Source organism: Streptomyces sp. DH24 (assembly GCF_029813775.1).
Taxonomy (GTDB): Bacteria; Actinomycetota; Actinomycetes; order Streptomycetales; family Streptomycetaceae; genus Streptomyces.
This window is the reverse complement of the sequence record NZ_JARVKW010000063.1, coordinates 1-26,891: the sequence shown is the minus strand read 5'-3', so window position 1 is coordinate 26,891 and position 26,891 is coordinate 1. Positions and strand designations below refer to the sequence as shown.

General features: G+C 72.2%; 19 protein-coding genes. 11 read left to right on the top strand and 8 right to left on the bottom strand.

Annotation, left to right across the window (positions count from 1 at the left end; genetic code table 11):
* Positions 1–83: 83 nt before the first annotated feature.
* Complete coding sequence (locus tag QC282_RS30675; RefSeq protein ID WP_279552859.1) at positions 84–914, bottom strand: IclR family transcriptional regulator; 831 nt, start codon at positions 912–914, stop codon at positions 84–86.
* A gap of 335 nt (positions 915–1,249) precedes the next feature.
* Here QC282_RS30675 and QC282_RS30670 point away from each other — a divergent pair, with 335 nt between their 5' ends.
* Together QC282_RS30670 and QC282_RS30665 are read left to right on the top strand one after the other, a co-directional pair.
* Positions 1,250–1,573 carry a bifunctional 3-phenylpropionate/cinnamic acid dioxygenase ferredoxin subunit gene (locus tag QC282_RS30670; protein WP_279552858.1) on the top strand — a complete coding sequence of 108 codons (324 nt, stop codon included), beginning with the start codon at positions 1,250–1,252 and terminating at the stop codon, positions 1,571–1,573.
* A complete protein-coding gene (locus QC282_RS30665) occupies positions 1,570–2,754 on the top strand; it encodes an NAD(P)/FAD-dependent oxidoreductase (RefSeq protein ID WP_279552857.1) in 1,185 nt (394 codons plus the stop codon). Before QC282_RS30670 ends, QC282_RS30665 begins: the two co-directional genes overlap by 4 nt.
* A 161-nt stretch (positions 2,755–2,915) precedes the next feature.
* On the opposite strand, the gene QC282_RS30660 is transcribed toward QC282_RS30665, so the two are convergent.
* Positions 2,916–3,530: a hypothetical protein gene (locus QC282_RS30660; RefSeq protein ID WP_279552861.1), complete on the bottom strand. Its 615-nt coding sequence runs from the start codon at positions 3,528–3,530 to the stop codon at positions 2,916–2,918.
* 418 nt (positions 3,531–3,948) lie between these two features.
* Here QC282_RS30660 and QC282_RS30655 point away from each other — a divergent pair, with 418 nt between their 5' ends.
* Genes QC282_RS30655 through QC282_RS30635 form a run of 5 tightly spaced genes read left to right on the top strand, consistent with a single transcriptional unit; the run spans position 3,949 to position 12,054 of the window.
* On the top strand, positions 3,949–6,942 hold the full coding sequence (locus QC282_RS30655; RefSeq protein WP_279552860.1) for a nitrate- and nitrite sensing domain-containing protein: 2,994 nt from the start codon (positions 3,949–3,951) through the stop codon (positions 6,940–6,942).
* Positions 6,939–7,373, top strand: a complete 435-nt coding sequence (locus QC282_RS30650) for a roadblock/LC7 domain-containing protein (RefSeq protein ID WP_279552856.1) — start codon at positions 6,939–6,941, stop codon at positions 7,371–7,373. The genes QC282_RS30655 and QC282_RS30650 overlap by 4 nt, the downstream gene beginning before the upstream one ends.
* 9 nt (positions 7,374–7,382) lie before the next feature.
* Positions 7,383–7,778, top strand: coding sequence for a DUF742 domain-containing protein (locus QC282_RS30645; protein ID WP_279552855.1), 396 nt, complete (start codon positions 7,383–7,385; stop codon positions 7,776–7,778).
* A gap of 24 nt (positions 7,779–7,802) precedes the next feature.
* Entirely contained in the window at positions 7,803–11,468 is a 3,666-nt protein-coding gene (locus QC282_RS30640; protein WP_279552854.1) for a hydantoinase B/oxoprolinase family protein, read from the top strand.
* Positions 11,449–12,054, top strand: coding sequence for an ATP/GTP-binding protein (locus QC282_RS30635; protein ID WP_279552853.1), 606 nt, complete (start codon positions 11,449–11,451; stop codon positions 12,052–12,054). The genes QC282_RS30640 and QC282_RS30635 overlap by 20 nt, the downstream gene beginning before the upstream one ends.
* A gap of 100 nt (positions 12,055–12,154) precedes the next feature.
* On the opposite strand, the gene glpK is transcribed toward QC282_RS30635, so the two are convergent.
* From glpK to QC282_RS30620, 3 genes are all read right to left on the bottom strand, one after another.
* Positions 12,155–13,672 (bottom strand): glycerol kinase GlpK, encoded by a 1,518-nt coding sequence (gene glpK / locus QC282_RS30630; RefSeq protein WP_279552852.1) that lies wholly within the window; start codon positions 13,670–13,672, stop codon positions 12,155–12,157.
* A gap of 21 nt (positions 13,673–13,693) precedes the next feature.
* Positions 13,694–14,443 carry an aquaporin family protein gene (locus QC282_RS30625; protein ID WP_279552851.1) on the bottom strand — a complete coding sequence of 250 codons (750 nt, stop codon included), beginning with the start codon at positions 14,441–14,443 and terminating at the stop codon, positions 13,694–13,696.
* A gap of 681 nt (positions 14,444–15,124) precedes the next feature.
* A complete protein-coding gene (locus QC282_RS30620; RefSeq protein WP_279552850.1) occupies positions 15,125–16,777 on the bottom strand; it encodes a GGDEF domain-containing protein in 1,653 nt (550 codons plus the stop codon).
* Between the two features lie 183 nt (positions 16,778–16,960).
* On the opposite strand from QC282_RS30620, the gene QC282_RS30615 reads away from it, so the two are divergent.
* Positions 16,961–17,770, top strand: coding sequence for a M15 family metallopeptidase (locus QC282_RS30615; protein ID WP_279552849.1), 810 nt, complete (start codon positions 16,961–16,963; stop codon positions 17,768–17,770).
* 47 nt (positions 17,771–17,817) lie between these two features.
* Positions 17,818–18,351, top strand: a complete 534-nt coding sequence (locus QC282_RS30610) for an NUDIX domain-containing protein (protein ID WP_279552848.1) — start codon at positions 17,818–17,820, stop codon at positions 18,349–18,351.
* Between the two features lie 47 nt (positions 18,352–18,398).
* On the opposite strand, the gene QC282_RS30605 is transcribed toward QC282_RS30610, so the two are convergent.
* Complete coding sequence (locus QC282_RS30605) at positions 18,399–20,765, bottom strand: glycoside hydrolase family 31 protein (RefSeq protein ID WP_279552847.1); 2,367 nt, start codon at positions 20,763–20,765, stop codon at positions 18,399–18,401.
* 213 nt (positions 20,766–20,978) lie between these two features.
* On the opposite strand from QC282_RS30605, the gene QC282_RS30600 reads away from it, so the two are divergent.
* Together QC282_RS30600 and QC282_RS30595 are read left to right on the top strand one after the other, a co-directional pair.
* Complete coding sequence (locus QC282_RS30600; protein WP_279552846.1) at positions 20,979–22,946, top strand: acetoacetate--CoA ligase; 1,968 nt, start codon at positions 20,979–20,981, stop codon at positions 22,944–22,946.
* A gap of 175 nt (positions 22,947–23,121) precedes the next feature.
* Positions 23,122–24,027, top strand: a complete 906-nt coding sequence (locus tag QC282_RS30595) for a hypothetical protein (RefSeq protein ID WP_279552845.1) — start codon at positions 23,122–23,124, stop codon at positions 24,025–24,027.
* Positions 24,028–24,096: 69 nt separating this feature from the next.
* Here QC282_RS30595 and ptsP read toward each other — a convergent pair whose 3' ends face one another.
* Positions 24,097–25,767 (bottom strand): phosphoenolpyruvate--protein phosphotransferase, encoded by a 1,671-nt coding sequence (gene ptsP / locus QC282_RS30590; protein ID WP_279552844.1) that lies wholly within the window; start codon positions 25,765–25,767, stop codon positions 24,097–24,099.
* A 79-nt stretch (positions 25,768–25,846) separates the two neighbouring features.
* Positions 25,847–26,296: a PTS glucose transporter subunit IIA gene (locus QC282_RS30585; RefSeq protein ID WP_279552843.1), complete on the bottom strand. Its 450-nt coding sequence runs from the start codon at positions 26,294–26,296 to the stop codon at positions 25,847–25,849.
* Between the last annotated feature and the right edge of the window lie 595 nt (positions 26,297–26,891).

Genomic DNA, 26,891 nt, shown 5'->3' with positions numbered 1-26,891 from the left:
CCCCCCGCGGGGGACAGGCCCCCGCGAGCGGCCGGTGCCGGTCGGGCGGCCAGGCCGCGGGACGGGCACCGGCCGGCGACGCGTCAGAACCCGTGGCCCATCCGGCGGGACAGCTCGGACGCCGCCTCCTCGACCCGCTTGCCCAGCTCCGGCAGCCGGTCCTCGCTCAGCCGGTACACCGGGCCCGAGACGCTGATCGCCGCGATCACCTTGCCGTCGTGCGCGCGGATCGGTGCCGCCACCGCCGCCAGACCGATCTCCAGTTCCTCCACGGTCAGGCTGTAGCCCTGCTCCACCACGGTCTCCAGCTCGCCGCGCAGCATCGCCGCACTCGTCACCGTGCGCTGCGTGAACCGCGGCAACGGACGGGCGAGCAGACCCTCGCGCAGCGTCGGCGGCATGTACGCCAGCAGCACCTTCCCGCTGGACGTGGCATGCAGCGGCGTGCGCCTGCCGAGCCAGTTCTGCGCCGTCACGGACGCGGTGCCGCGGGCCTGCATGATGTTGACCGCCGCGTCGTCGTCCAGCACGGCGATGTTCGCCGTCTCGCCCAGCTCGTCGGCGAGCTCGCGGCAGACCGGCACGCCCTCCTGCGAGATGTCCAGCCGCACTGCCGCCGCCCCCGCGAGGCGCAGTACGCCGGCTCCCAGGTAGTACTTGCCGCGGTCCTGCGCCTGGGACACCAGGCCGCGGTTCTCCAGGACGCCGAGCAGCCGGAACGCGGTGGACTTGTGCACCTCCAGCTCGTCGGCGATCTCCGTGACGCCCGCCTCGCCGTGCCGGGCGAGGATCTCCAGGACGTTCACGGCGCGGTCCACCGACTGCACCGCGCTGGCCGGTCCTCTGCCGCCTTGTTTCGCCGCGTTCGCCGTCTGTTCCTCGTCCCGGTCGGACTGCTTCTCCGTGCGGGTCATGGCTCGACTCTCACCACCTGCCGGCCCCGTTCGGGCCGCATCTGCGGGAAACCCTTGACGCGGCGGATGCTCCGCCCGGATTCTGTTGCGTATAGCGCTGGATCATGCGCCATGTGAAACATCATGTTACCGAAGAGTCCGGATCCCGGAAGGGGACGCGTCCCGTGACCGGGACCGTACGACCTGGACCGGCAACGGTCCTGCACACCCCGTACCGCCCGTACTCCTCGCTCAACGCACTCCTCGCACTTCCCCGCACACCCGCACTTCCAAGTCTTCCGAACTTCCTGGACCACAAGGTCCGGACCGCGCGTCCCGGACCGAGAGGGGGGCCCGTGATTCCCGTCTGCCGCCTCGAAGACCTCCCCAAGGGCGAATCCGTCCGCATCGAGACGACACCGCCCATCGCCGTGTTCCACACCGACGACGGTGAGTTCTACGCCATCGACGACACCTGCACCCACCAGGACGCGTCCCTGTCCGAGGGCTGGCTGGAGGGCTGTCTGGTCGAATGCCCGCTGCACGCGGCCTCATTCGACCTGCGTACGGGCATGCCGACGTGCCTCCCGGCACGCCGCGCCGTGCGCACCCACCGTGTCACGGTCGACGACGGCATGGTCCACGTCCACGTCGCCGCCGAGGAGGGGACCGCCGCATGAGGACCGTCACCGTCGTCGGCGCCTCCCTCTCCGGCCTGTACGCGGCCCGGGAACTGCGCGCCCAGGGCTTCGACGGGCGGCTGGTGATCGTCGGCGACGAACCCCACCGCCCCTACGACCGGCCCCCTCTCTCCAAGGACTTCCTCACCGGCCGGGCCGACGAGCACCAACTCGCCCTCACCGACGAGGACGAGACCGCCGAACTCGACGCCGAGTGGCTCCTCGGCGTCCGGGCCCGAGGGCTCGACGCCCGCGGCCGCACCGTCCTGCTCGACGACGGCCGCACCGTGTCCACCGACGGCGTCGTCATCGCCACCGGCGCCTCGGCCCGCCGCCTCCCCGGCGCCGGCCTGGCCGGTGTCCACACCCTGCGCACCCTCGACGACGCCCTGGCCCTGCGCGAGGAACTCGCCCGGGTCCCGCGCCGGGTCGTCGTCATCGGAGCCGGCTTCATCGGCGCCGAAACGGCATCCTCCTGCGCCGCCCTCGGCCACGCCGACACCGTGGTCGAAGCCGCCCCACTGCCCCTTGAGCGGCAACTCGGCGCCGACATGGCCGCGGTGTGCGCCGGTCTGCACCGGCGCGGCGGCGTGGAACTGGTCAGCGGAACCGGGGTCGCCGGACTGCGGGGCACCGTCGCCGTCACCGGCGTCGACCTCACCGACGGGCGCACCCTGCCCGCCGACGTCGTGATCGTCGGAGTCGGCGCCGCCCCCAACACCGACTGGCTCGCGGGATCCACCCTGGCCCTGCACGACGGCGTTCTGTGCGACGACGGATGCGTCACCGCGCTGCCGCAGGTCGTCGCCGTCGGTGACGTCGCCCGCGTCGGCGGCGTCCGCGCCGAGCACTGGACCTCGGCCACGGAGCAACCCCGCGTCGCCGTGGCCAACCTGCTCGCCGGGCGCACCGTCCGCACCGCGCGGTCACTGCCGTACTTCTGGTCCGACCAGTACGGCGCCCGTATCCAGTTCGCCGGCCGGCGGCAGGACGGCGACACCGTCACGGTGACCGAGGGGGAGATCGCCGACGGCGCACCGGCCGAAGGAGGCTTCCTCGCCCGTTACGAGCGGGACGGCCGCTCGACCGCCGTGCTGTCGGTGAACCGGCCCAGGCCCTTCATGCGGGCGCGACGCGAACTCATCAGGGAGGCCGACCGGCCGGAACCGGCACCGCTCTGAGAGCCTCGGGCAGAGGCAGAGGCAGAGGCAGAGGCAGAGGCGTCGACCGCCGACCGGTGGCCTGGGACAGGTGGCCGAAGAAGCCTCGCGTCAACGGCTTCGGAGGCCGTCGGTTCAGTCGGCTCGGCGGACCCGGTGCACGCGGTTGCGCCGAACTCCCGTCAGGAATGCGACAGTTGGCTCGCGCCGCCCTGCCTGCGTATCCGCTCCTGCGTCCGCTCGGCGGCGCGCGCCTGCCTGCGGGCCCGGCGCCGCTCCCGCCGCAGCGCGCGGGCCGTGCTGCTCGGGGTCGACACCACGCCGTTGCGCTGGTTCCAGACCTGGCGTGTCACCCAGACGTCCAGCGCACCCCAGGTGGCCACAACCGTGCTGGCCACGCTGCTGATCACCATCGGGAACGCCAGCCATGATCCGGCCATGGTGCACAGGAAGGCCACCACCGCCTGAACCAGCGTCACCGCGATGATGAGGACCGCCCGGACCGCCGCCGTGCGCACCGGATCGGGCAGCCGGCGCCGCCGCGCGGGTTCCTCGATCCACAGGGGCCGGTAGGCCGCCTGCTCCCGCCGCGTCTCTTCCGTGGCGATGTCCTCTGGTGTGCCGTCCCCCTGGGGCGTCCCCGCCGCCGCGGTGCCGGTCCCCTCGGAGGCGCCCTTGCTCGTCCGCCCCTGCCCGGCTGCCGGTATGTCGAGATCCGGTGCCTCCGCCCCCCGTGGCGCCGTCACACGTCCCGCCCCGTCGTCAACGGAAGTCTCCAGCCGCTCCGCCGTGCCCATCAACGTGTCACTTCCCATCCCCAGCAGTCCGCTCGCCCGGAGTCCGAAGACCCGACTCCCACTGGCTGCCCGGCTTGCTCTGTTTTACGCCGCCCCGGGGCAAGGCACGGCTCCTGTGGCCGATTCCGCCCCCATTTCCCATGGAGTAGGACGAACGACACGCCGCAAAGATTCCCGAGCAGCGAAAGAAACCAGCCAATTGACTTGCGGTGCGCGGCACTCGGCGGACCTGGCCGCTGCCGGATTCGGGGAGGCAATCTACCCCAATGACCGGACAACTCCACATCTCTTTCCGGCGGTACGGAAGTACAGCTTCCGGAAGACTCTTCGAGTTCACCGGCCGTCGGTAGTAGGCTCGCGCCGTTTGTTGACGCACATGAGTACCCCCGTGTTGACGGGGGTCGAGCTGGGGGAGGCCATGCGCTTTCGCGGGAAGTCGATCCGCCGGAAGATCGTGGCGCTGCTTCTCGTGCCGCTGGTGTCGCTCACCGCGATCTGGGCTTTCGCCACGGTACTCACGGGACGCGAGGCGAGCCGGCTGTTCAGTGCGTCGACGGTGGTCGAGAAGATCGGCTATCCCGTCGAAGACACGGTCCGGGTGCTCCAGCAGGAGCGCCGCCAGACCCTGGTCCACCTCGCCGACCCACGCGCCTCCGCAGGACTGGCCGATCTCAGGCGCAGCCACACGGCCACCGACAAGGCCGTCGCCGAGATACGCGCCAACGCCCGGGACACCGATGTGCGGGACGCCCTCGGCGGGGGATCCAGCGACCGGCTGACCGCCGTCCTGGACGCCTTCGACGGCATCACCTCCCTGCGCCGCAGCGTCGAGGAGGGCACCGTCAACCGTGCCCAGGCCCTCGACCTCTACAACCGCCTCATCGACCCCTGTTACGTCCTGCTCTCCGACCTCACGGTCGTCGACGACGTGGAGCTGGAGAAGCAGTACCGGGCGCTCGTCAACCTCGCCCGGGCCCGGGAACTGCTCTCCCGCGAGGATGCCCTGCTCGGCTCGGCCCTCATCGTCGGCAGGATCACCCGCGGTGAGATCCGCGACGTCTCCGACCTGGTGGCCCAGCGCACCCTGATGTACGACGTCAACCTGCCGCTGCTGCCCTCGTCGGAGCGCGACCGGTTCGAGAGCTTCTGGAAGAACGCCTCCTCCGCTCCCGTCCGCGTGGCCGAAGAGGCAGCCGTGACCTCGGACACCGGCAGGCCCGGCGGAGTCGACGCGAAAAGCTGGGACGCCGCGGCCGGCAATGTGCTCGACGAGCTCGCCACCCTCAACGACCAGGCCGGTGACCGCTACCAGGACCGCGTCAGCCCGGCCGCCATGAACGTCATGGTCAAGGTGGCCGTGGCCGGCGTCCTCGGCCTGCTCTCCCTGCTGTTCTCCCTCTACCTGTCCGTCCGCATCGGCCGCGGCCTCATCCGCGACCTTCGCCAGCTGCGCCTGGAGGCCCACGAGGCGTCCGGCGTGCGGCTGCCCAGCGTGATGCGCCGCCTGTCGGCCGGTGAACAGGTCGACGTCGAGACCGAGGTCCCGCGCCTGGAGTACGACCGGAACGAGATCGGCGACGTCGGCCAGGCCCTCAACACCCTCCAGCGGGCCGCCGTCGAGGCCGCCGTCAAACAGGCCGAACTGCGGGCCGGCGTCTCCGAGGTCTTCGTCAACCTCGCCCGCCGCAGCCAGGTCCTGCTGCACAAGCAGCTCACCCTGCTCGACAGCATGGAGCGCCGGACCGAGGACACCGAGGAACTCGCCGACCTGTTCCGCCTGGACCACCTGACCACCCGCATGCGCCGGCACGCCGAGGGCCTGGTGATCCTCTCCGGTGCCGCCCCCTCCCGGCAGTGGCGCAAGCCCGTCCAGCTGATGGACGTCGTACGCGCCTCCGTCGCCGAGGTCGAGGACTACGAGCGCATCGAGGTCCGCCGTCTGCCGCGCGTCGCCGTCACCGGCCCCGCGGTCGCCGACCTCACCCACCTCGTGGCGGAACTCCTGGAGAACGCCACGGTGTTCTCCCCGCCGCACACCGCCGTGCAGGTCCTCGGCGAGCGGGTCGCCAACGGCTTCACCCTGGAGATCCACGACCGCGGCCTCGGCATGGCGGCCGACGTACTGCTCGACGCCAACCTCCGGCTCGCCGAGACCCCCGAGTTCGAACTGTCCGACACCGACCGGCTCGGCCTGTTCGTGGTGAGCCGACTCGCCCAGCGGCAGAACGTCAGGGTCTCCCTCCAGCCGTCCCCCTACGGCGGCACCACCGCCGTCGTGTTCATCCCCGACACGCTGCTGACGGACGACGCGCCCGACACCAACGGCGTCGGCTTCCGCCTCGACCGCCCCCAGCGCCCGAAGGCCGCCGAGTCCGAGGACGGCCACCGCGCCGCCCTCACCCAGGTGCCGGCGCAGGCGCCGGGCCTGCCGGTGTCCGTACTGGACGGCCCGGTCGAGCTGGAGGCGCCCTCCGCGCTGGACGGCCTCGACGACTTCCCCGGCGCGCTCGGCGACGAGGACAGCGAACGCGGCGGCATCTTCCGCCGGCGCGGCGCCTCCCTGCGCGCCGACGACGACACGACGGCACGCCGCCGCGACCGTCACCACCACGCCCCCGCCGACACCAGGGGCGCAGCCGACCGGGACGACGCGGACGGCGCCGTGAGCGCCCCCGTGCCGTTGCCCCGGCGCCACACGCCCAAGCTGGTCAGCTCGCACGGCCGCCCGGTCGCCGACCAGCGCGGCCCGCGCGGCGAAGCGGACGGCACCGCCCCGACGGGCGGCTCCGGGCAACTGGAGGAGACACCGCCCACGCTGCCGACCCGCCGCCGTGGCCCCGAACCCGCCTCCGGACCGGGCCCGAGCCACCCGCAGACCGACGCCGCACCGCCGCTGCCCGCCCGCCGCCGCGGCACGACCCCCGCCCGCTGGGACACCGACCCGGCGGCCCACGCCGACGAGCAGGCCGCGACGCCGGCCGGCCGCGCCCCCTGGGGCGGCGCCCCGGGCGGCGAGCCCGGAGCCACTGCCCTGCCCATGCGCGGCCGGCGGGCCGAGGCCGTGACCGACGGCCCGGCCGACGCCCTCGGGCGCCCCGGCCCCGCAGCGGGCGGGACCGACGCAGCGCCGGGCCGTGGCGGCCCCGGCGCGGCACCGCAGGCCGGCGACCCGGGCGGAACGGGAGGACTGCCCCGACGCGTCCGGCAGGCCAGCCTGGCGCCCCAGCTGAAACGGGAGAAGCGGCGCACCGCGAACCGGGCCGAGCCCGCCGACCGGGACGCCGACGAAGTACGCAGCCGTATGGCCTCGCTCCAGCGCGGCTGGCAGCGCGGCCGCGACGAGAACGCCGCGGGCGACGGAGCCGACAGCGGCCCAGCACCACAGGGAACGAATAAGGGGGACGGTCGATGACCGCACCAAAGGCGACCGGCCACACCGCGACCATCTCCGGGGAGCTGAACTGGCTCCTCGACGACCTGGTGGACCGCGTCGCGAGCATCCGGAAAGCGGTCGTGCTCTCCGGCGACGGTCTGGCGACGGGGGCGTCCAAGGACCTCACCCGTGAGGACAGCGAGCACCTGGCCGCCGTCGCCTCCGGGTTCCACAGCCTCGCCAAGGGCGTGGGCCGGCACTTCGAGGCGGGCAGTGTCCGGCAGACCGTCGTCGAGCTCGATGACGCGTTCCTGTTCGTGACGGCCGCCGGCGACGGCAGCTGCCTCGCCGTCCTCTCGGACGCGGACTCGGACGTCGGCCAGGTCGCCTACGAGATGACGCTGCTGGTCAAGCGGGTCGGCGTGCATCTGGGCACTGCTCCGCGCACCGATCTGCACCCGGGCGGGTAGTGGGATGACATGAGCGCAGACGGTCAGGGAACAAGCCACTGGTTCGACGACGAGGCCGGGCCGGTCGTCCGTCCGTACGCCATGACGCGTGGCCGCACCACCAGTGCGGCCCAGCACCGCCTCGACGTGATCGCGGTGGTCGTCACGGAACCCCACGCGGACGATCCGGAGGCCGACCCCACACTGTCCCCGGAACACGTCGACATCGTCGGGCTGTGCCGGGACACCCCGCAGTCGGTCGCCGAACTCGCCGCCGAGCTCGACCTGCCCATGGGCGTGGTGCGGGTCCTCGTCGGGGATCTGGTGGCCGCGGAACTCGTGCATGTGAACCGGCCTGTACCCCCGGCGGAGCTGCCGGACGAGAGTATTCTGCGCGACGTGATCAACGGCCTGCGGGCGCTGTGAGCGGCGTGGAAGCGGAGTACTGACGTGACAGGCTGGCAGTTCTGGGTCGACCGGGGCGGCACGTTCACCGACATCGTCGCGCGCCGCCCCGACGGCCGGCTGCTGACCCACAAGCTGCTGTCGGACAACCCGGCCCGGTACCCCGACGCGGCGGTCGCGGGCGTGCGGGCGCTCCTCGACGGCGCCGACGAGCCCATCGAGGCCGTTCGGATGGGGACCACCGTCGCCACCAACGCCCTGCTGGAACGCAAAGGTGAGCGCACCCTGCTCGTCATCACGCGCGGCTTCCGCGACGCGCTGCGCATCGCCTACCAGAACCGCCCCCGCATCTTCGCCCGGCGCATCGAGCTGCCCGAGCTGCTGTACGAGCGGGTCGTCGAAATCGACGAACGCATCGCCGCCGACGGCACCGTCCTGCGCGCCCCCGACCTGGACGCCCTCACCGGGCCCCTCCAGACGGCGTACGACGACGGGATCCGCGCTGTTGCCGTCGTATGCCTGCACAGTCACCTGCATCCCGCGCACGAAGAGGCCGTGGGAGCGCTCGCCGCCCGCATCGGTTTCCCGCAGATCTCGCTGTCCAGCGAGGTCAGCCCACTGATGAAACTCGTCCCGCGCGGGGACACGGCCGTCGTCGACGCCTACCTGTCGCCCGTGCTGCGCCGCTACGTGCAACAGGTCGCCGGCCGGCTCGAAGGCGTGCGGCTGATGTTCATGCAGTCCAACGGCGGGCTCGCCGAGGCCGGGCAGTTCCGCGGCAAGGACGCCATCCTGTCCGGCCCGGCCGGAGGCATCGTCGGCATGGCCCGCATGTCGCAGCTCGCCGGCTTCGACCGCGTCATCGGCTTCGACATGGGCGGCACCTCCACCGACGTCTCGCACTACGCCGGCGGCTACGAACGCGTCTTCACCACGCAGATCGCCGGCGTCCGGCTGCGCGCGCCCATGCTGGACATCCACACCGTCGCGGCCGGAGGCGGCTCGGTCCTCCACTTCGACGGCGCCCGCTACCGCGTAGGGCCGGACTCGGCGGGCGCGGACCCCGGCCCCGCCTGCTACCGCGCCGGCGGCCCGCTCACCGTCACCGACGCGAACGTGATGCTCGGGCGCATCCAACCCGCCTTCTTCCCCCGGGTGTTCGGACCCGGCGGCGACCAGCCGCTCGACGCGGAACGCGTCCGGGACCGCTTCACCGGCCTCGCGCGCGAGATCCGTGAGCGGACCGGCGACGACCGCAGTCCCGAGGAGGTCGCCGAGGGCTACCTCCAGATCGCCGTCGCCAACATCGCGAACGCCGTGAAGCGGATCTCCGTCCAGAAGGGCCACGACGTCACCCGCTACGCCCTCACCACCTTCGGCGGCGCGGGCGGCCAGCACGCGTGCATGGTCGCCGACTCCCTCGGCATCCGCACCGTCCTCGTGCCGCCCATGGCCGGCGTCCTGTCCGCGCTCGGCATCGGGCTCGCCGACACCACCGCCATGCGCGAACAGTCCGTCGAGGCGCCCCTGGAGCCCGCCGCGATGCCCGGCGTCCACCGGACCGCCGACGCCCTCGCCGACGCCGCCCGCGCCGAACTCCTCGCCGAGGACGTCCCCGAGGACCGCATCCGGATCACCCGCCGCGCCCAGCTCCGCTACGACGGCACCGACACCACCCTCACCGTCGAGCTGACCGACCCGGAGGCCATGCGGCACGCCTTCGAAGAGCGTCATCGCGCCACGTACTCCTTCACGCTCGACCGCCCGATCGTCGTCGAAGCCCTCTCCGTCGAAGCCACCGGCATCACCGAACCCCCCGATCTGTCGGCCCTCGCCCGCTACGAAGGCCACCGCGCCGCCCCGGACACCGTCCGCCTCCACACGGGCGGCACCTGGCGCGACGTACCCCTCCACCGCCGCGAGCACCTGCCCCCCGGCGAGACCCTCACCGGCCCCGCGATCATCACCGAGGCCGGCTCGACGACCGTGGTCGACGACGGCTGGCAGGCAGCGACGACCGACGACGGGCATCTGGTCATGGAACGCGTCGCGGTTACGCAGAGTTCCGGACTCGACACGAAAGCCGATCCGGTTCTCCTTGAGGTCTTCAACAACCTGTTCATGTCCATCGCCGAACAGATGGGCGCCCGGCTGGAGTCCACCGCCCAGTCCGTCAACATCAAGGAACGGCTCGACTTCTCCTGCGCCCTCTTCGACCCCGACGGGAACCTGGTGGCCAACGCCCCGCACATCCCCGTCCACCTGGGCTCCATGGGCACCAGCGTCAAAGAGGTCATCCGGCGCCGCGGCGCGAGCATGCGCCCGGGCGACACGTACGCCGTCAACGACCCGTACCACGGCGGCACCCATCTCCCCGACGTCACGGTGATCACCCCGGTCTTCGACACCGAGCACACCGCGACCGCGAGCACAGCCGCGACACCGGGCCCGGACACGCACGGTGACCGGATCCTGTTCTACGTCGCGTCCCGCGGCCACCACGCGGAGATCGGCGGCATCGCGCCGGGCTCCATGCCCGCGAACAGCCGCACCATCGAGGAGGAGGGCGTCCTCTTCGACAACTGGCTGCTCGCCGAGAACGGCCGCTTCCGCGAGACCGAGACCCTGCGCCTGCTGACCGAGGCGCCGTACCCCTCACGCAACCCGAAGACCAACCTCGCCGACCTGCGCGCCCAGATCGCCGCCAACCAGAAGGGCGTCGACGAAGTCGGCCGCATGATCGGGAACTTCGGCCTCGACGTCGTCCAGGCCTACATGAGGCACGTGCAGGACAACGCCGAGGAAGCGGTCCGCCGCGTCATCGACGCCCTGGACGACGGCGAGTACGCCTACGAGACCGACTCCGGCGCGATCATCCGGGTACGCGTGCGCGTGGACCGCGAGAACCGCTGCGCGACCATCGACTTCACCGGCACCTCGGCGCAGCTCGCCACCAACTTCAACGCCCCCTTCTCGGTGGTCAACGCCGCCGTCCTGTACGTCTTCCGCACCCTGGTCGCCGACGACATCCCCCTCAACGACGGCTGCCTGCGCCCCCTGAACATCGTCGTGCCGCCCGGCTCCATGCTCGCCCCCGAGCCACCGGCCGCCGTCGTCGCCGGCAACGTCGAGACCTCCCAGGCCATCACCGGTGCCCTGTACGCCGCCCTCGGCGTCCAGGCCGAGGGCTCCGGCACCATGAACAACGTCACCTTCGGCAACGAACGCCACCAGTACTACGAGACCGTCGCCTCCGGATCGGGCGCCGGCGACGGCTTCCCCGGCGCGCCCGTCGTCCAGACCCACATGACGAACTCGCGGCTCACCGACCCCGAGGTCCTGGAGTGGCGACTGCCCGTCCGGCTCGACGAGTTCGCGGTCCGGCGCGGCAGCGGCGGCGCCGGACGGTGGCGCGGCGGGGACGGCGCCGTACGCCGCATCCGGTTCCTGGAACCCATGACCGCCTCCACGCTCTCCCAGCACCGCAGGGTCCCGCCGTACGGCATGGCCGGCGGCGCGCCCGGCGCCCTCGGGGCCAACCGGGTGGAGCGCGCCGACGGCACGGTCACCGAGCTCGGCGGAAGCGGCTTCGCGGACGTCGGCCCCGGCGACGTGCTCGTCATCGAAACCCCCGGCGGCGGAGGCTACGGCCCACCGTCGCCCGACCCCCATCACGCAGGAGAAAAGACCGATGATCTTCGGGCGCTCTGAGCGCGGCAAGCCCCCCATCGAGCCCGTCACGCTCAAGATCCTGGTGGCCGGCGGCTTCGGCGTGGGCAAGACCACCCTGGTCGGTGCGGTCAGTGAGATCAGGCCACTGCGCACCGAGGAACTGCTCACGGAGGCCGGACGCCCGGTCGACGACACCAGCGGCGTGGAGGGCAAGCACACCACCACCGTGGCCATGGACTTCGGCCGGATCACGCTCCGCGAGGACCTGGTGCTCTACCTCTTCGGAACACCCGGCCAGGAGCGGTTCTGGTTCATGTGGGACGAGCTCTCGGAGGGCGCGCTCGGCGCCGTCGTGCTCGCCGACACCCGCCGCCTGGAGGACTGCTTCGCCGCCATCGACTACTTCGAGCGGCGGTCGATACCGTTCCTCGTCGGCGTCAACTGCTTCGAGGGAGCGGCCCGTTACCCCGAGCAGGACGTCCGGGACGCCCTCGACCTCGACGAGTACGTGCCGGTCGTGATGTGCGACGCGCGCGACCGCGAGTCCGTCAAGGACATCCTGGTCGGCGTCGTCCAGCACGCCATGAGGTTCGCGTCGGACCGCCGCCAGGCCGTCACCACCTGACGCCGGCGCGATCCCGTGCCCCTGGCCGGCCAGGGGCACGACACCGCGGTGCGAGGGAGGCACACGCGCGTGGACGAAAGAACGCGCGCACGAGTGCGTGCTACTCGCCGTCCTCCAGCCAGCCGAAGCTCTTCTCCACCGCCTTCCGCCAGTTGTGGTACTCGCGGTCGCGCACCGACGCCTCCATGGCCGGCCGCCACTCGGCGTCCTCCTGCCAGTGCGCCTTGAGCTCGTCGAGGTCGTTCCACACGCCCGTGGCGAGACCGGCCGCGTACGCGGCGCCCAGGCACGTCGTCTCGGACACCTTCGGCCGGATCACCGGCACGCCGAGCACGTCCGCCTGGTGCTGCATGAGCAGGTTGTTCTTCGTCATGCCGCCGTCGACCTTCAGGGTCGTGATCTGCACCCCGGAGTCCTGGTACATCGCGTCCACGACCTCACGGGTCTGCCAGCTCGTCGCCTCCAGCACCGCCCGCGCGAGATGCGCCTTCGTGACGTACCGGGTGAGTCCGGTGACGACACCGCGCGCGTCGGAACGCCAGTACGGTGCGAACAGGCCCGAGAACGCGGGCACGATGTACGCCCCGCCGTTGTCCTCCACGCTCGCCGCCAGCGGCTCGATCTCGTCGGCCGTGCGGATGATGCCGAGCTGGTCCCGGAACCACTGCACCAGCGCGCCCGTGATGGCGATCGCGCCCTCCAGGCAGTAGACGGGCGGCTCGTCGCCGATCTTGTACCCCATCGTCGTCAGCAGCCCGTGCTTCGAGGGCACCGGCCGGCTGCCGGTGTTGAGCAGCAGGAAGCTGCCGGTGCCGTAGGTGTTCTTCGCCGTGCCCACGTCGTAGCAGGCCTGCCCGAACACGGCGGCCTGCTGGTCGCCCAGCGCCGACGCGACGGGCACGCCGGACAGCTGCCCGACCGCGGTGCCGTACACCTCGGAGGACGACCTGATCTCGGGCAGGATCGCCTCGGGCACGTTCATCGCGGACAGGATGGACGGGTCCCACTGGAGCGTCTCCAGGTTCATCAGCATGGTGCGCCCGGCGTTCGTGACGTCGGTGACGTGCCGTCCGCCGTCCGTGCCGCCGGTCAGGTTCCAGATCAGCCAGGAGTCGATCGTGCCGAAGGCGATCTCGCCGCGTTCAGCGCGGTCCCTGAGGCCGGGCACGTTGTCGAGCAGCCAGGCCGCCTTGGGACCGGAGAAGTAGCTGGCCAGCGGCAGCCCGGTCTGCTCCCGGAACCGGTCCTGGCCGTCCGAACCGCCCAACTGGTTGCACAGGGCGGCGGTACGGGTGTCCTGCCACACGATCGCGTTGTGCACGGGCTTGCCCGTCGCGCGGTCCCACAGGACCGTCGTCTCGCGCTGGTTGGTGATGCCGAGCGCGCTGAGCTGCTCCGCACGCAGTCCGGCCTTGGCGACGGCGCCCGCGACCACCGCCTGCACCTTGGACCAGATCTCGGTGGCGTCGTGCTCCACCCAGCCGGGCTTGGGAAAGATCTGGCGGTGCTCGCGCTGGTCGACGGCGACGATCGCGCCGTTGTGGTCGAAGATGATGCAGCGGCTCGACGTGGTGCCCTGGTCGATCGCGGCGACGTACTTCTCGGCGTTGTCCGTCATGGCTACCCCTTGGGCTGGGAATCAGAAGGCTGCGTTGTAGATGAGGGCCGCGAGCGATCCGCCGATCAGCGGGCCGACGACCGGGATCCACGCGTAGCCCCAGTCGGAGCTGCCCTTGTTCGGGATCGGCAGGAAGGTGTGCACGATCCGGGGGCCGAGGTCGCGCGCGGGGTTGATGGCGTAGCCGGTCGGACCGCCCAGAGACAGGCCGATGCCGACGACGAGGAGCGCGACGATCAGCACGAGCATGCCGGACTCCCCGAGGCCCTTCGTGAGGCCGAAGGCGAGGATCGGCAGTATGAGCCCCATGGTCGCGATGATTTCCGTCAGCAGGTTGGCGACGGGCTTCCGGATCTCCGGGATGGTGGAGAAGATCCCGAGCGTGGGAACCGGTTCGTCCACCGTGCCCTCCGTGGTGCCCGTCTCACGCACGTTCGCCTGGAACTGCGCGAAGTACACGAGGTAGCACAGGGCGGCGCCGAGCATGGCGCCGACGAGCTGGCCCAGCAGATAGACCCAGACCTTGCCCCACTCGCCGGTGTCGATGGCGATGGCGATGGTGACGGCCGGATTGATGTGCCCGCCGGACAGGGGAGCGGCGGTGTAGGCGCCCGCCAGCACGGCGAAGCCCCACCCGAACGCGATGACGATCCAGCCCGACGCGCGGGCCTTCGAGAATCTCAGGGTGACGGCGGCGCAGACACCGGCGCCGAACAGAATGAGGATCGCCGTACCGATGATCTCGCCGACGAATATGTCTCCGTTGCTCATGGCGGCTCCTAGGCCCCGGCTCCGGGACGATCGGCCCCGGCGCTCCGTGCAGGGTGGGTGCGTTCTCCCATGGTGCGTGTCCCATGGCGGTCTCGCCCGGCGGCAGGATTCCCGCGCCCCTGCCCCGGCGTGCGTGACGGGTTCGCCCGCGCAGCCGAATCGCCCGTGGGGGATGGCCCGAGGCGCAGCGGGGCCGCGCGGCGCAGTGCCGGAATGCGCCGAGATGTAGCGCGATGTCGACTGACACCGGAAGTGTTCACCGGCACCCAGGGAGCGTCAAGGTCGCCGACGGCAACGGTTGAGAGCGGGCGTGCGCCGTGCGCGACGACGGGTCGAGGACGCGCCCGGGCCCCGCGTGAGGCCTCGGCGCCGAGGGCCGCTGGAACGGGAGGGAGCGGGCGGGAGCGGGCGGGGGCGGGCCGTCGGGCGGTGCGAGCAGGGCGGGTCGCCGGAGGATGAGGGCGGGGAGCCGGGGCGGTGCATGCGCGTGCAGGCGTGTCTGCGCCCCGTGCGGCGTCGGCGCTGACGGCCGCTGGAGAGGGCGGGGGCGGGCCGTCGGGCGGTGTGGGCAGGGACCCCGCGCGGCGGCGCGGTGGGGCGCGGTGCCGGCGCGAGCCGACGCCCCCGTCACCCCCCCCAGCCGAGGCTCCGCCTCGCGAGCCCTCAGCGAGCCCGCCCCCGTCACCCCCCGCCCGGCTCCGCCACCGCCAGCCCCGCGGGAGCGGACGCGTCCTCCGCGCCGCGCCGGATCTCGAAGCCGGACAGCCCCGCCCGGCCGAGCACCCAGCTCGCGCCCCGCAGCGCCTTCGCGGCCTTCTTCAGCGGTGCCAGACCGGCGGCCGCGTCCCGGTGGTCCATGACGCTGCCCGGCGCGCACAGCACCGTCGCCAGCGACAGCGTGACCGGCCTGCCGCCCGCCGACCAGGGCGCGTCCAGCACGGACGAGGCCAGCGGATCCAGCCCTTCCGGATCTGTCAGCACCAGGAAGTCGTCCCCGCCGATGTGCCCCACGCGCGTGGCGCCCACCGCGGCCTGCTGCAGCGCCCGCCCCACCGCACGGATCAGCTCGTCCCCGGCCGCGAACCCGGCCCCGTCGTTGACCTGCTTGAAGTGGTCGACGTCCAGCCAACTCAGCGCGAATACCCGCCCCGCCGCGATCCGCCGGTCCACCTCACCGGTGATCGCGTCGGAACCGGGCAGCCGGGTCAGCGGATTGAGCCCGGCCGCCTCCTCCACCCGGCTCTCGGCCAGCGCCCGCACCAGGTCCGCGAGCCGTACGACGCCCACGCACCGCCCGTGCCGGTCCACGACGGCCACGTCGTCCGAGGTGCGGTCCCGGCCGCCGACCGCCACCACGTCCAGCACCTCCCACGCGGTCGCGTCGATGCCCACCGTCCGCGGCGTGTCACCCAGCTTGGCGGCGGGCCGGTCCGCGTACAGGGCGTGCCCGTAGCGTCCCGACATCGACAGCAGGAAGCGCGAGCGGTGCACCGAGCGGACCGGCACCCCGGCCCGGTCCACGAGCAGCACACCGGAGACCTCGGGGGAACCGGTCAGCAGCGCGCGTACCTGACCGGCCGACGCCGTGGCGGGCAGCAGCGCGGCCGGCCGCACGAACTCCCGCACCGACGGCCCGGACCGCGGCACCGCCACCAGACCGGGCGAGCGCGGCGGAACGTATACGTCCGCCGCGGGCAGCCGGGCGGGCGGCGCGAACAGTTCGCCCTGCGCGAGCTGCGCGCCGGCCGCCAGCGCCGCCCCGCACTGCAGCTCGGTCTCCACGCCCTCGACGGACAGCAGCGCGCCCAACTCGTCGCACAGCGTCCGCATCGCCCGTACGGCGGCCGGCCGCGCCAGCAGCGCGGCGTCGAGTTTCACCAGGTCGGGAGCCATGTCGGTGAGCAGCCGCAACGGAACGTCACCGTCCCCGATGCCGTCCGCGCAGATCCGGAAGCCCTGCTCCCGGACCGCGTGCACCGCCTCCAGCAGGGCCCGCTGCGGCACGTGCGTGTACGGCGGACAGATGTCGACCGTCACCTCCCACGGCAGCCGTCCGGCCTCGCGCACGGCGTCGTGCAGCGACGTCAGCCCGCCCAGGTCGGCGAGCGTGCCCGCGAACACGTTGACGTACAGCGGGAGCAGCGTCTCGTGGCGCGCGGCCGCGCGGACGGCGGACACCGCGAGCCGCCCGTCGAGCTCGGGATCACGACGGGCCTCGGCCAGGATGTCGCCGGTCTCCGGGCGGGCGAGTATCTCCAGCCCGGCGACTCCACCGGTGGTCAGATTGACCACCGGCTGGAAGGCGAACCGAAGACTGTCCGTCCAGGAGGGCACGGCAGCATCATGGCGCCGCGGGGGCCCGCCGAGGTCCAGTTCATGAGACGTTCACGCAGGCTTCCGGGGCGGTCGCCCGGCGTGTGACCGCCGCGGCCGGGCCCGCGGAGCGGCACTCGCCGCCGACACGACTGCATGCGATCACTTCCCCGGTGGAACCCGCACCTGATAGATGCAGGAGACATGACACGACTCTCCACCGCGGTACGCGCTCTGGTCACCGCACTCGCCACCCTGCTCGCCGCGACCACCGCGGCGGGCACCGCCCGCGCCGGCACCGAACCCGAGGCACCCGACGACTTCGTGGCCCTCAGGGACGTGGACCGGACCATCATCGAGGACATGCGCTACTTCACGCCGCACAACTTCGTCGGCGAGCGCATCGACGGCTACCGGCAGCCCCTGTGCATCCTCACCCGCCCCGCCGCCGAAGCCCTCCACAAGGCCCAGACGAAACTGCTGCGCCAGGGCTACAGCCTCAAGGTCTACGACTGCTACCGGCCGCAGCGCGCCGTGGACCACTTCGTCCGCTGGGCCAAGGACCTCGACGACCAGGCGATGAAGGCGGAGTTCTACCCGGACGTCGACAAGTCCCGCCTGTTCGCGGACGGTTACATCGCGGAGAAGTCCGGGCACAGCCGCGGCTCGACCGTCGACCTCACCGTCGTCAGGCTCCCCGCGAAGCCGACCCGGCCCTACCACCCCGGCCAGCCCCTCGTGCCCTGCTACGCGCCCCAGGACGAGCGCTTCCCGGACAACTCCGTCGACATGGGCACCGGCTACGACTGCTTCGACACCCTCTCCCACACCCTCGACCCCCGCGTCCAGGGCGAACAGCGCGCCAACCGGCTGCTCCTCAAGGGCACCCTGGAAAACCTCGGCTTCGTGAACCTCACCGAGGAGTGGTGGCACTTCACCTTCAAGCCCGAGCCGTACCCGGACACCTTCTTCGACTTCCCCGTGTCCGCCGGGTCGGTGACCGGCAGGCACTGAGCAGCCCCCCGGAGACGCCCTCCCGGTGATCGGATACAGTCCGCCGCGTGTCCGAAACCCACACCTCAACCCCCAACTCAGCGCCGGGCTCCCACTGTTCGGGATGCGGCGCGCCCTACGGAGAGGGCGTCTCCGGCTGGCCCCGCACCTGCCCCGCCTGCGGCACCGTGGCCCATCGCAATCCGCTGCCCGTCGCGGTGGCGCTCCAGCCCGTGTACGACACCAGCGGCACCGCCCTGGTCGTCATCACACGGACCGTCGCCCCCGCCCTCGGCGGCACCGCGCTGCCCGGCGGTTACGTCGACCACGGGGAGGACTGGCAGCACGCGGTCGTCCGCGAACTCAAGGAGGAGACCGGCATCGACGCGGCGGCACGCGACGTGCGGCTCGCCGACGCGATCAGCTCGCCCGACGGGCACCTGCTGCTGTTCGGTCTGCTGCCGGAGCGTCCCGCCGACAACCTGCCGCCCTCCGCCGCCACGGACGAGACGGAGGGCTGGCACCTGCTGCGCAGGCCCGAGGAACTCGCCTTCCCACTGCACACGGTGGCCGTGCGGGCCTGGTTCGAGGGCCGCTACTGAGCCGACGGCGCCCGGGGCCTGTCCGGCACGCCGCCTGCGGCGCGGTGTCAGGCAGGCTCCAGCCCGCGCACGCGGACCGGGTGAGGCGGCTCGCTCACGCCGTCCTCACCCTCCCGTTCGACGACCACACTCCGCCCTTCCCGGCGAACGACGTACCGCTCGAACTCCGGCTCGTCCCAGCCGTCACCCGCGTCCGCCACGACGAGCCCGCCCCCGAAACGTCCCGGGGCGGGCGCCCACACCTCCAACTCCAGGTCTCCCTCCGGCCCGCGCACCGGAATCACGGCACCCGCGCGCGCGAACACCGGGATCCGCGACAGCGGGGCCTCCACCAGCACCTGCCCCGGTCCCTCGTACGCCCGCTCCGTCGCCGTGTCGTACCAGCGCCCCCTCGGCAACTGCACCGCACGCCGGTCCGTGCCCGGCGCGAGCACCGGCGCCACCAGCAGGCAGTCACCCAGCAGGAACGCGTCCTCGCAGTCGCGCAAGGCACGCTCCTCGGGCGCCGACCACCACAGCGGCCGCACATAGGGCGCCCCCGTGCGCCGGGCCAGCTGCGCCAGCGTCACGAAGTACGGCAGCAGCCGCCGGCGCTCCAGCAACACCACGCGCGCGTGCTCCAGCACCTCCGCACCGAACTCCCACGGTTCCCGGCGCCCCGCCCGCAGACTCGCGTGCGTACGGAACAGCGGCAGATACGCGCCGAGCTGGAACCACCTCAGATACAGCTCGGGCGACGGGCTCCCGTCGAACCCGCCCACGTCCGGCCCCGAGTACGGCACCCCGCACAGCCCGAGGCCCAGGACGAGGGCCAGTGACGCCCGCAGCCCCGGCCAGCCCGTGGCCACGTCACCCGACCACGTCCCGCCGTACCGCTGCATGCCGGCCCAGCCGGAGCGCGAGAAGACGAACGGCCGCTGGTCGGGCTCCAGGGTGCGCAGCGCCTCGTAGGCCGCCCTCGCCATGCACAACGCGTACACGTTGTGCGCCTCCCGGTGGTCGCCGCCCCGCCCCTCCAGCACGTGCCGCGCCGAACGCGGCAGCGTCGACTCCCCGAACGCGGCGAACGACGTCGGCTCGTTCATGTCGTGCCAGAAACCGGCGAACCCCCGCGTGAGCCGCTCCTTGTACAGCTCGCCCCACCACTCACGCACACGCGCGTGCGTGAAATCCGGGAACACCGCCTCCCCGGGCCACACGACGCCCCGCACGACCCGCCCGGAGGCGTCCCGCACGAACGCGTCCTCGGCCGTCCCGGCGTCGTACACGGCGTTGCCGGGCGCCGCCCGCACCGCCGGGTCGACGATCGACACCAGCCGGATCCCGTCCGCCCGCAGATCCTCGGCGAGCTGCGGCAGCTTCGGGAAGCGGTCCTCGTCGACCGTGAACACCTGGTGCTCGTCGTAGTGGTCGATGTCCAGGTGCACGGCGTCGAGCGGCAGCCCGCGCTCCTGATAGCCCGCGACGACGCGCCGCACCTCCTGCTCGGTGCCGAAACCCCAGCGCGCGTGCTGGTACCCGAGCGCCCACGCGGGGGGCACCGCGGCGGCGCCCGTGAGGGAGGCCCAGGCGAGCAGCACGCGCGCGGGGGTGCCCACCATCACCCAGCACCGCAGCGGGCCGCCGTCCGCGCGCAGCTCGCTCGTCCCCGCCCGGTCGTGCCCGGAACCGGCCCCCTCCTCGCCCTCCCGGAGCTTCACCGTGCCGTCCCAGGTGGTGTCGTGGAAGACGAGATGCGTCCCGGCGTCGGCCACGACCATCTGCACCGGCATCGTGATGTACAGCGGATCGTCCCCCGGCCCGAACGCCCGGCCGGGATCGGTGTTCCACAGGCGGTACGTCCCGTCCCGCAGCCGGGGCCCCGACGCGCGCCCCCCGAGCCCGAAGAACCGGGCGTCCGCCGGGACCTGCGACCGCTGCATCCACCGCGCCGGACCGCCACCCGCCGGCTCCCACCACCGCGGCGGCTGGTCACGGCGCAACGTCACACCTCCCGGCGTACGCACCTCGATCGCGCCGTGCCGCGAGACCACGACCGTCATCCGCTCGGACACGACCCGCCAGCCGCCGTCCTTGTCCGGCTCCAGCAGAGCCCGCGGGTCCGGCTCGGGACACCGCCCGGCGAGCGCGTACGACGGCTCGGGACCGGCCCCGTCCCACCCCCAGAAGACGGCCCCGTTGCCGGCGACGACGATCCGCAGCTCCGACCGGTCGAAGCGCAGCACACCACCGCCCGGCCCCGGCTCCGCGCCCTGCACCGAGCCGGGCACCCGGGCCCGCTCCGCCCCCCGCGACGGCAGCGCGGCGGCGTCCGCACGCCGCCTGCGCCATGCCGCCCGCACGGTACGCAACCCCTGGGCCACCCCCGCAGAACCGACCGCCTTCACCGAACGCACCAGGTCACGACCGTCCATGCTGCTCACCCTGCCACTGCGCGACCTACGCCCGCGTGTCGTTCAACTTCCGTTCACTCGTGTCCAGGCCACATCTTCACGACACGGACTATGTGCGGCGCACCCTGGTATTGAAGTCGATCACATGGCATCGTCCGTGTCAGCCGCGTCACGCGCACACCCCAGCCCGTGCGCGGAGGACGCACACGACGCGCACAGTCCGGGAGCCGCCCCATGCCGACCCTGAACCCCCAGCCGCTCTGGCAGCCCGATCCGGAACGCATCGCCCAGGCGCAGATCACCCGCTTCCAGACCTGGGCCGCCGAACACCACGGCGCCCCCGCCGAGGGCGGCTACGCCGCACTGCACCGCTGGTCCGTCGACGAGCTGGAAACCTTCTGGAAAGCCGTCACGGAGTGGTTCGACGTCCGCTTCACCACGCCCTACGCGCGCGTGCTGGGCGACCGCTCGATGCCCGGCGCCCAGTGGTTCCCCGGCGCCACCCTGAACTACGCCGAGCACGCCCTGCGCGCCGCGGACACCCGCGCGGACGAACCGGCCCTCCTGCACGTCGACGAGACCCACGAACCGCGCCCCGTCACCTGGGCCGAACTGCGCCGCCAGGTCGGCTCCCTGGCCGCCGAACTGCGCGCCCTCGGCGTACGCCCCGGCGACCGCGTCAGCGGCTACCTCCCGAACGTCCCCCAGGCCGTGGTCGCCCTGCTCGCCACCGCCGCCGTCGGCGGCGTCTGGACGTCCTGCGCACCCGACTTCGGGGCCCGCAGCGTCCTCGACCGCTTCCAGCAGGTGGAACCGGTCGTCCTGTTCACCGTCGACGGCTACCGCTACGGCGGCAAGGAACACGACCGCCGCGACACCGTCGCCGAACTGCGCCGCGAACTGCCCACCCTGCGCGCCGTCGTCCACATCCCCCTCCTCGGCACCGAGGCCCCCGGGGGCGCGCTGGAGTGGTCGGCCCTGACCTCGGCGGACACGGACCCCGTCTTCGAGCAGGTGCCCTTCGACCACCCCCTGTGGGTGCTCTACTCCTCCGGCACCACCGGCCTGCCCAAGGCCATCGTGCAGTCCCAGGGCGGCATCCTGGTCGAGCACCTCAAGCAGCTCGGCCTGCACTGCGACCTCGGCCCCGGGGACACCTTCTTCTGGTACACCTCCACCGGCTGGATGATGTGGAACTTCCTCGTCTCCGGCCTCCTCACCGGCACCACCGTCGTCCTCTACGACGGCAGCCCCGGCCACCCGGACACCGGCGCCCAGTGGCGCGTCGCCGAACGCACCGGAGCCACCCTCTACGGCACCTCGGCGGCGTACGTCATGGCCTGCCGCAAGGCCGGCGTCCACCCCGCGCGGGACCACGACCTCAGCAAGGTGCGGTGCGTGGCCACCACCGGCTCACCGCTGCCGCCCGACGGCTTCCGCTGGCTGCACGACGAGGTCGGCGGCGACATGTGGATCGCCTCCGTCAGCGGCGGCACGGACGTGTGCTCCTGCTTCGCCGGGGCCGTCCCGACCCTCCCCGTGCACGTCGGCGAACTCCAGGCCCCCTGCCTGGGCACCGACCTGCAGTCCTGGGACCCGAGCGGCAAGCCGCTCGTCGACGAGGTCGGGGAGCTGGTCGTCACCAACCCCATGCCGTCCATGCCGATCCACTTCTGGAACGACCCCGACGGCAGCCGCTACCACGACAGCTACTTCGACACCTACCCCGGCGTGTGGCGGCACGGCGACTGGATCACCGTCACCCCCCGCGGCTCCGTCGTCATCCACGGCCGCTCCGACTCCACGCTCAACCGCCAGGGTGTCCGCATGGGCTCCGCCGACATCTACGAAGCCGTCGAGCGCCTCCCCGAGATCAAGGAGTCCCTCGTCATCGGCATCGAGCAGCCCGACGGCGGCTACTGGATGCCCCTGTTCGTGCACCTCGCCCCCGGAGCCGTCCTCGACGAAGCCCTCCTGAACCGCATCAAGCAGACCATCCGCGAACAGCTCTCACCCCGCCACGTCCCCGACGAGGTCATCGAGGTGCCCGGAGTCCCGCACACCCTCACCGGCAAGCGCATCGAGGTCCCGGTCAAGCGCCTCCTCCAGGGCACCCCGATGGAGAAGGCGGTCAACCCGGGATCCATCGACAACCTCGACCTCCTGCACTTCTACGAGGACCTGGCCCGCAAGCGCACCTGACCACCGCGGAAGTGGCCAACTCCCTTACGAGCAAGCGGACTTCGCCGAACGACCCGGCGAAGTCCGCCACCCTCTCGCGCCCCCCGGGCCGCCCCGGAGCATCCCGCCTGGACGCCGTTGTCAGTGCAGCCGATTACTGTGAGTGAGCATTGATCGACTGCGCACAGGGGGAAACATGGCGCACACCGACCGACGGACCATGCGACGCGTTCTGCGCCGCGAAATCGCCGGCACCATCGGCCTGCTGACCGACGAGCACGACTTCCGTGCCATGCGGCGCTACCGCAGCTTCACCTTCGACGACCACACGACCTACCTGCAAGAAGTCGAGGCCCTCCTCAGGGCCCGCGCCACCCAGGGCACCGTCACCACGGTCGCCCTCTTCGACCCCGCGGACTACGCGGCGTTCTGCGAGGAAACCGGCCTCGACCCCGACCGGCCCTCCAGCCGCGCCCGGTTCACCGCCGAACTCGCCACGACCGGCCCGTCCGTGCCCTACGACGGCCAACCGCTCACCGACCTCCTGCCCAACCTGGTCGACGCGGCCGTACGACAGGCCACCTGGGAGTACGCGAGCACCCTCCTGGCCCGCCTCGGCGCCTGCGCCACCTGCGGCGAGGACATCGGCCGCGCCGCCTTCACCCGCGCCTCGGAACTGCTCCTCCGCATCCTCGAAACGTCGCGGAGCGGCAACCGCCATCTCGTGTGCAGTGTCTCGGGCCCACCGGAAACCCTCCTCGCCGTCCTGCACGCCGACGACGACACCGAGGGCGCCACCCAGCTCGACGAGGCCGAGGCCCTCGAATTCACCACGGTGCTGGCCCTCGGCCTGGCCACCCACCACCCGGGCGGCATCGTCATGCGCACCAGCGCCCCCGGCGCCCCCGACCACATCTACGGCTGGCGCCTGCGAGGCAACGGCGTCGAACCACTCACCGCGGGCGAGGTCTTCGACGCCTACTGCACCGACATCGAGACCGGAGACCTGATCGGCCCGGAGTCGGGTGTCGACTACTGCGAGCCGCCCGACCTCGGCGACACCGGACCGACGGCGCCGGGACACCACCACAGCGGCGGCTGAACGCGGAGAGGGGCGCCCCACCCGAAGGCGGAGCGCCCCTCACCAGAGCCGATCAGCGAGTCGGCCGACTCACTCCCCGGACAGCACCGCCTGAGCCGCGTTGCGCGCATCCTCGGCGGTGTCGGCCGCCCGCGCCGCCGCCGCGGCCCGCTCGCACTGCGCCAGCGTGTACTTCGCCAGCGTCGCCCGCACATACGGAATCGACGCCGCACCCATGGACAGGGAGGTGACACCCAGACCGGTCAGCACACACGCGAGCAACGGGTCCGACGCGGCCTCACCGCAGACACCACAGCTCTTGCCCTCGGCCTTCGCCGACTCGGCGGACAGCGCGACCAGGTCGAGCAGCGCCGGCTGCCACGGGTCCTGCAACCGGGACACCGCACCCACCTGACGGTCGGCGGCGAAGGTGTACTGCGCCAGGTCGTTGGTGCCCAGCGACAGGAACTCGACCTCCTGCAGGATCGAACGCGCCCGCAGCGCGGCCGACGGAATCTCCACCATCGCGCCGAACTTCGCCCGCAGCCCGGCCGCCCGGCAGGCGTCCGCGAACGCCTTGGCATCGGTACGGTCCGCCACCATCGGAGCCATGACCTCGAGGTACACCGGCAGACCCTCGGCGGCCTTCGCGAGCGCGGTCAGCTGCGTGCGCAGCACTTCCGGGTGGTCGAGCAGCGTCCGCAGACCGCGCACGCCCAGCGCCGGGTTCGGCTCGTCGGCCGGCGTCAGGAAGTCCAGCGGCTTGTCGGCACCGGCGTCCAGGACCCGCACGACGACCCGGCCCTCGGGAAACGCCTCCAGCACCTGGCGGTAGGCGGCGATCTGCTTCTCCTCGGACGGCGCCTGCTTGCTGTCGTCCAGGAACAGGAACTCGGTACGGAAGAGGCCGACACCCTCGGCCCCGGCCTCGACGGCCGCGGGGACGTCCGACGGACCGCCCACATTCGCCAGCAGCGGCACCTTGTGGCCGTCGGAGGTGGCACCCGGTCCCGTCGACGCCGCGAGCGCCGCACGCCGCTCGGCGGCCGCGGCCTCCATCCGTGCCTTCTTCTCCTCGCTCGGGTTCACGAAGATCTCACCCGTGCTGCCGTCCACGGCGATCACCGTGCCCTCGGCGAGCTCCCCGGCACCGGGCAGCGCCACGACAGCCGGCACCCCGAGCGCCCGCGCGAGGATCGCGCTGTGACTGGTCGGCCCGCCCTCCTCGGTCACGAAGCCGAGCACCAGCGCCGGATCCAGCAGCGCGGTGTCGGCCGGCGCCAGATCACGCGCGATGAGCACGTACGGCTGGTCGCTGTCCGGAACACCCGGCATGGGCACCCCGAGCAGCCGCGCGACGATACGGTTCCGCACGTCGTCCAGGTCGGCCACCCGGCCGGCCAGGTACTCACCGGCACCGGCCAGCAGAGCCCGGTACGCGGCGAAGGCGTCGTACACCGCGCGCTCGGCGGTGCTGCCCACGGCGATACGCCGCTCCACGTCCGCCATCAACTCGGGGTCCTGCGCCATCATGGCCTGCGCCTCGAGCACCGCCTGGGCCTCGCCGCCCGCCAGATTGCCGCGCGCCATCAGGTCGGCCGCCACAGCCTCGACGGCCTTGCGGGCGCGCCCCTGTTCACGCTCCGCGTCCTCGGCCGGAATCTGCTTGGCCGGCGGTTCGAGCACCGCCGTTCCCATGTGCCGAACCTCGCCGATCGCCACACCGTGGCTGACGCCGACGCCTCGCAGCGTTGTCTCCATCTCACCCGTCTCCGATAGAGCGGCGGGCCGGGCCGCCGCGTTGGTTGTCCTGCTCGCCGTCGTCACGACGGCGCTGACGTCACTTCCAGACGAAGAGCGTGTCGCCGGCCTTCACGTCGGCGTCCTCACGCATCTCGGAGAGGGCCTCAGCCGTGGCCTCCAGCGCCACGACCGGGCACACCGGGGACTTGCCCGCGGCCTCGACCTCGGCCGGGTTCCAGCGCACGATGCTCTGACCGCGCGTGACGTTGTCGCCCTTGTTCACGAGTAGTTCGAAGCCCTCGCCGTTGAGCTGCACCGTGTCGATGCCGAGGTGGGTGAGCACACCGTGTCCCTGCTCGTCGACGACGACGAAGGCGTGCGGACGGAGGGAGACGATGACTCCGTCCACGGGTGACACGGCCTCCGAAGGCTCACGCGCGGGGTCGATCGCCGTACCCGGGCCGACCATGGCCCCGGAGAAGACCGGATCCGGCACTGCGGCCAGTCCGATGGCGCGTCCTGCCAGCGGGGACGTCACGGTGGTCATGGGAAGCCTCCCAGAGGTGGAGATTCAGATGAGCGCCGTCACTACCTGTCCCGGACGGCGCACTGTGCAGCAGCGTATGTCATATGAAGTGCCGGTTCCGCATGAGAGGTTCCGCTTCGCGGCCTAGCGACGGCCCACAGCGATTTGCGCCTGCTCCGGAGCCCGATGTACAGTCGTAGACCTGCTTGGGGCTGAGCAACGCCACACGGCGTCCGGCCCGGCAGCAACCAACTCAGCAGATCCTAACTCGGGGTCACCTTCTGCGTGCTCGCAGAACGGTGGTCAGAGGGCCGGAAAAACACTGGTAGAGTTGGAAACATCGAAGGGAAGCGCCCGGAGGAAAGCCCGAGAGGGTGAGTACAAAGGAAGCGTCCGTTCCTTGAGAACTCAACAGCGTGCCAAAAGTCAACGCCAGATATGTTGATACCCCGTCCATCGGACTTGTTCCGTTGGTCGAGGTTCCTTTGAAAAAACACAGCGAGGACGCTGTGAACGGCCGGGCTTATTCCGCCTGGCTGTTCCGCTCTCGTGGTGTCGTCCCGATTACGGGAAAACATTCACGGAGAGTTTGATCCTGGCTCAGGACGAACGCTGG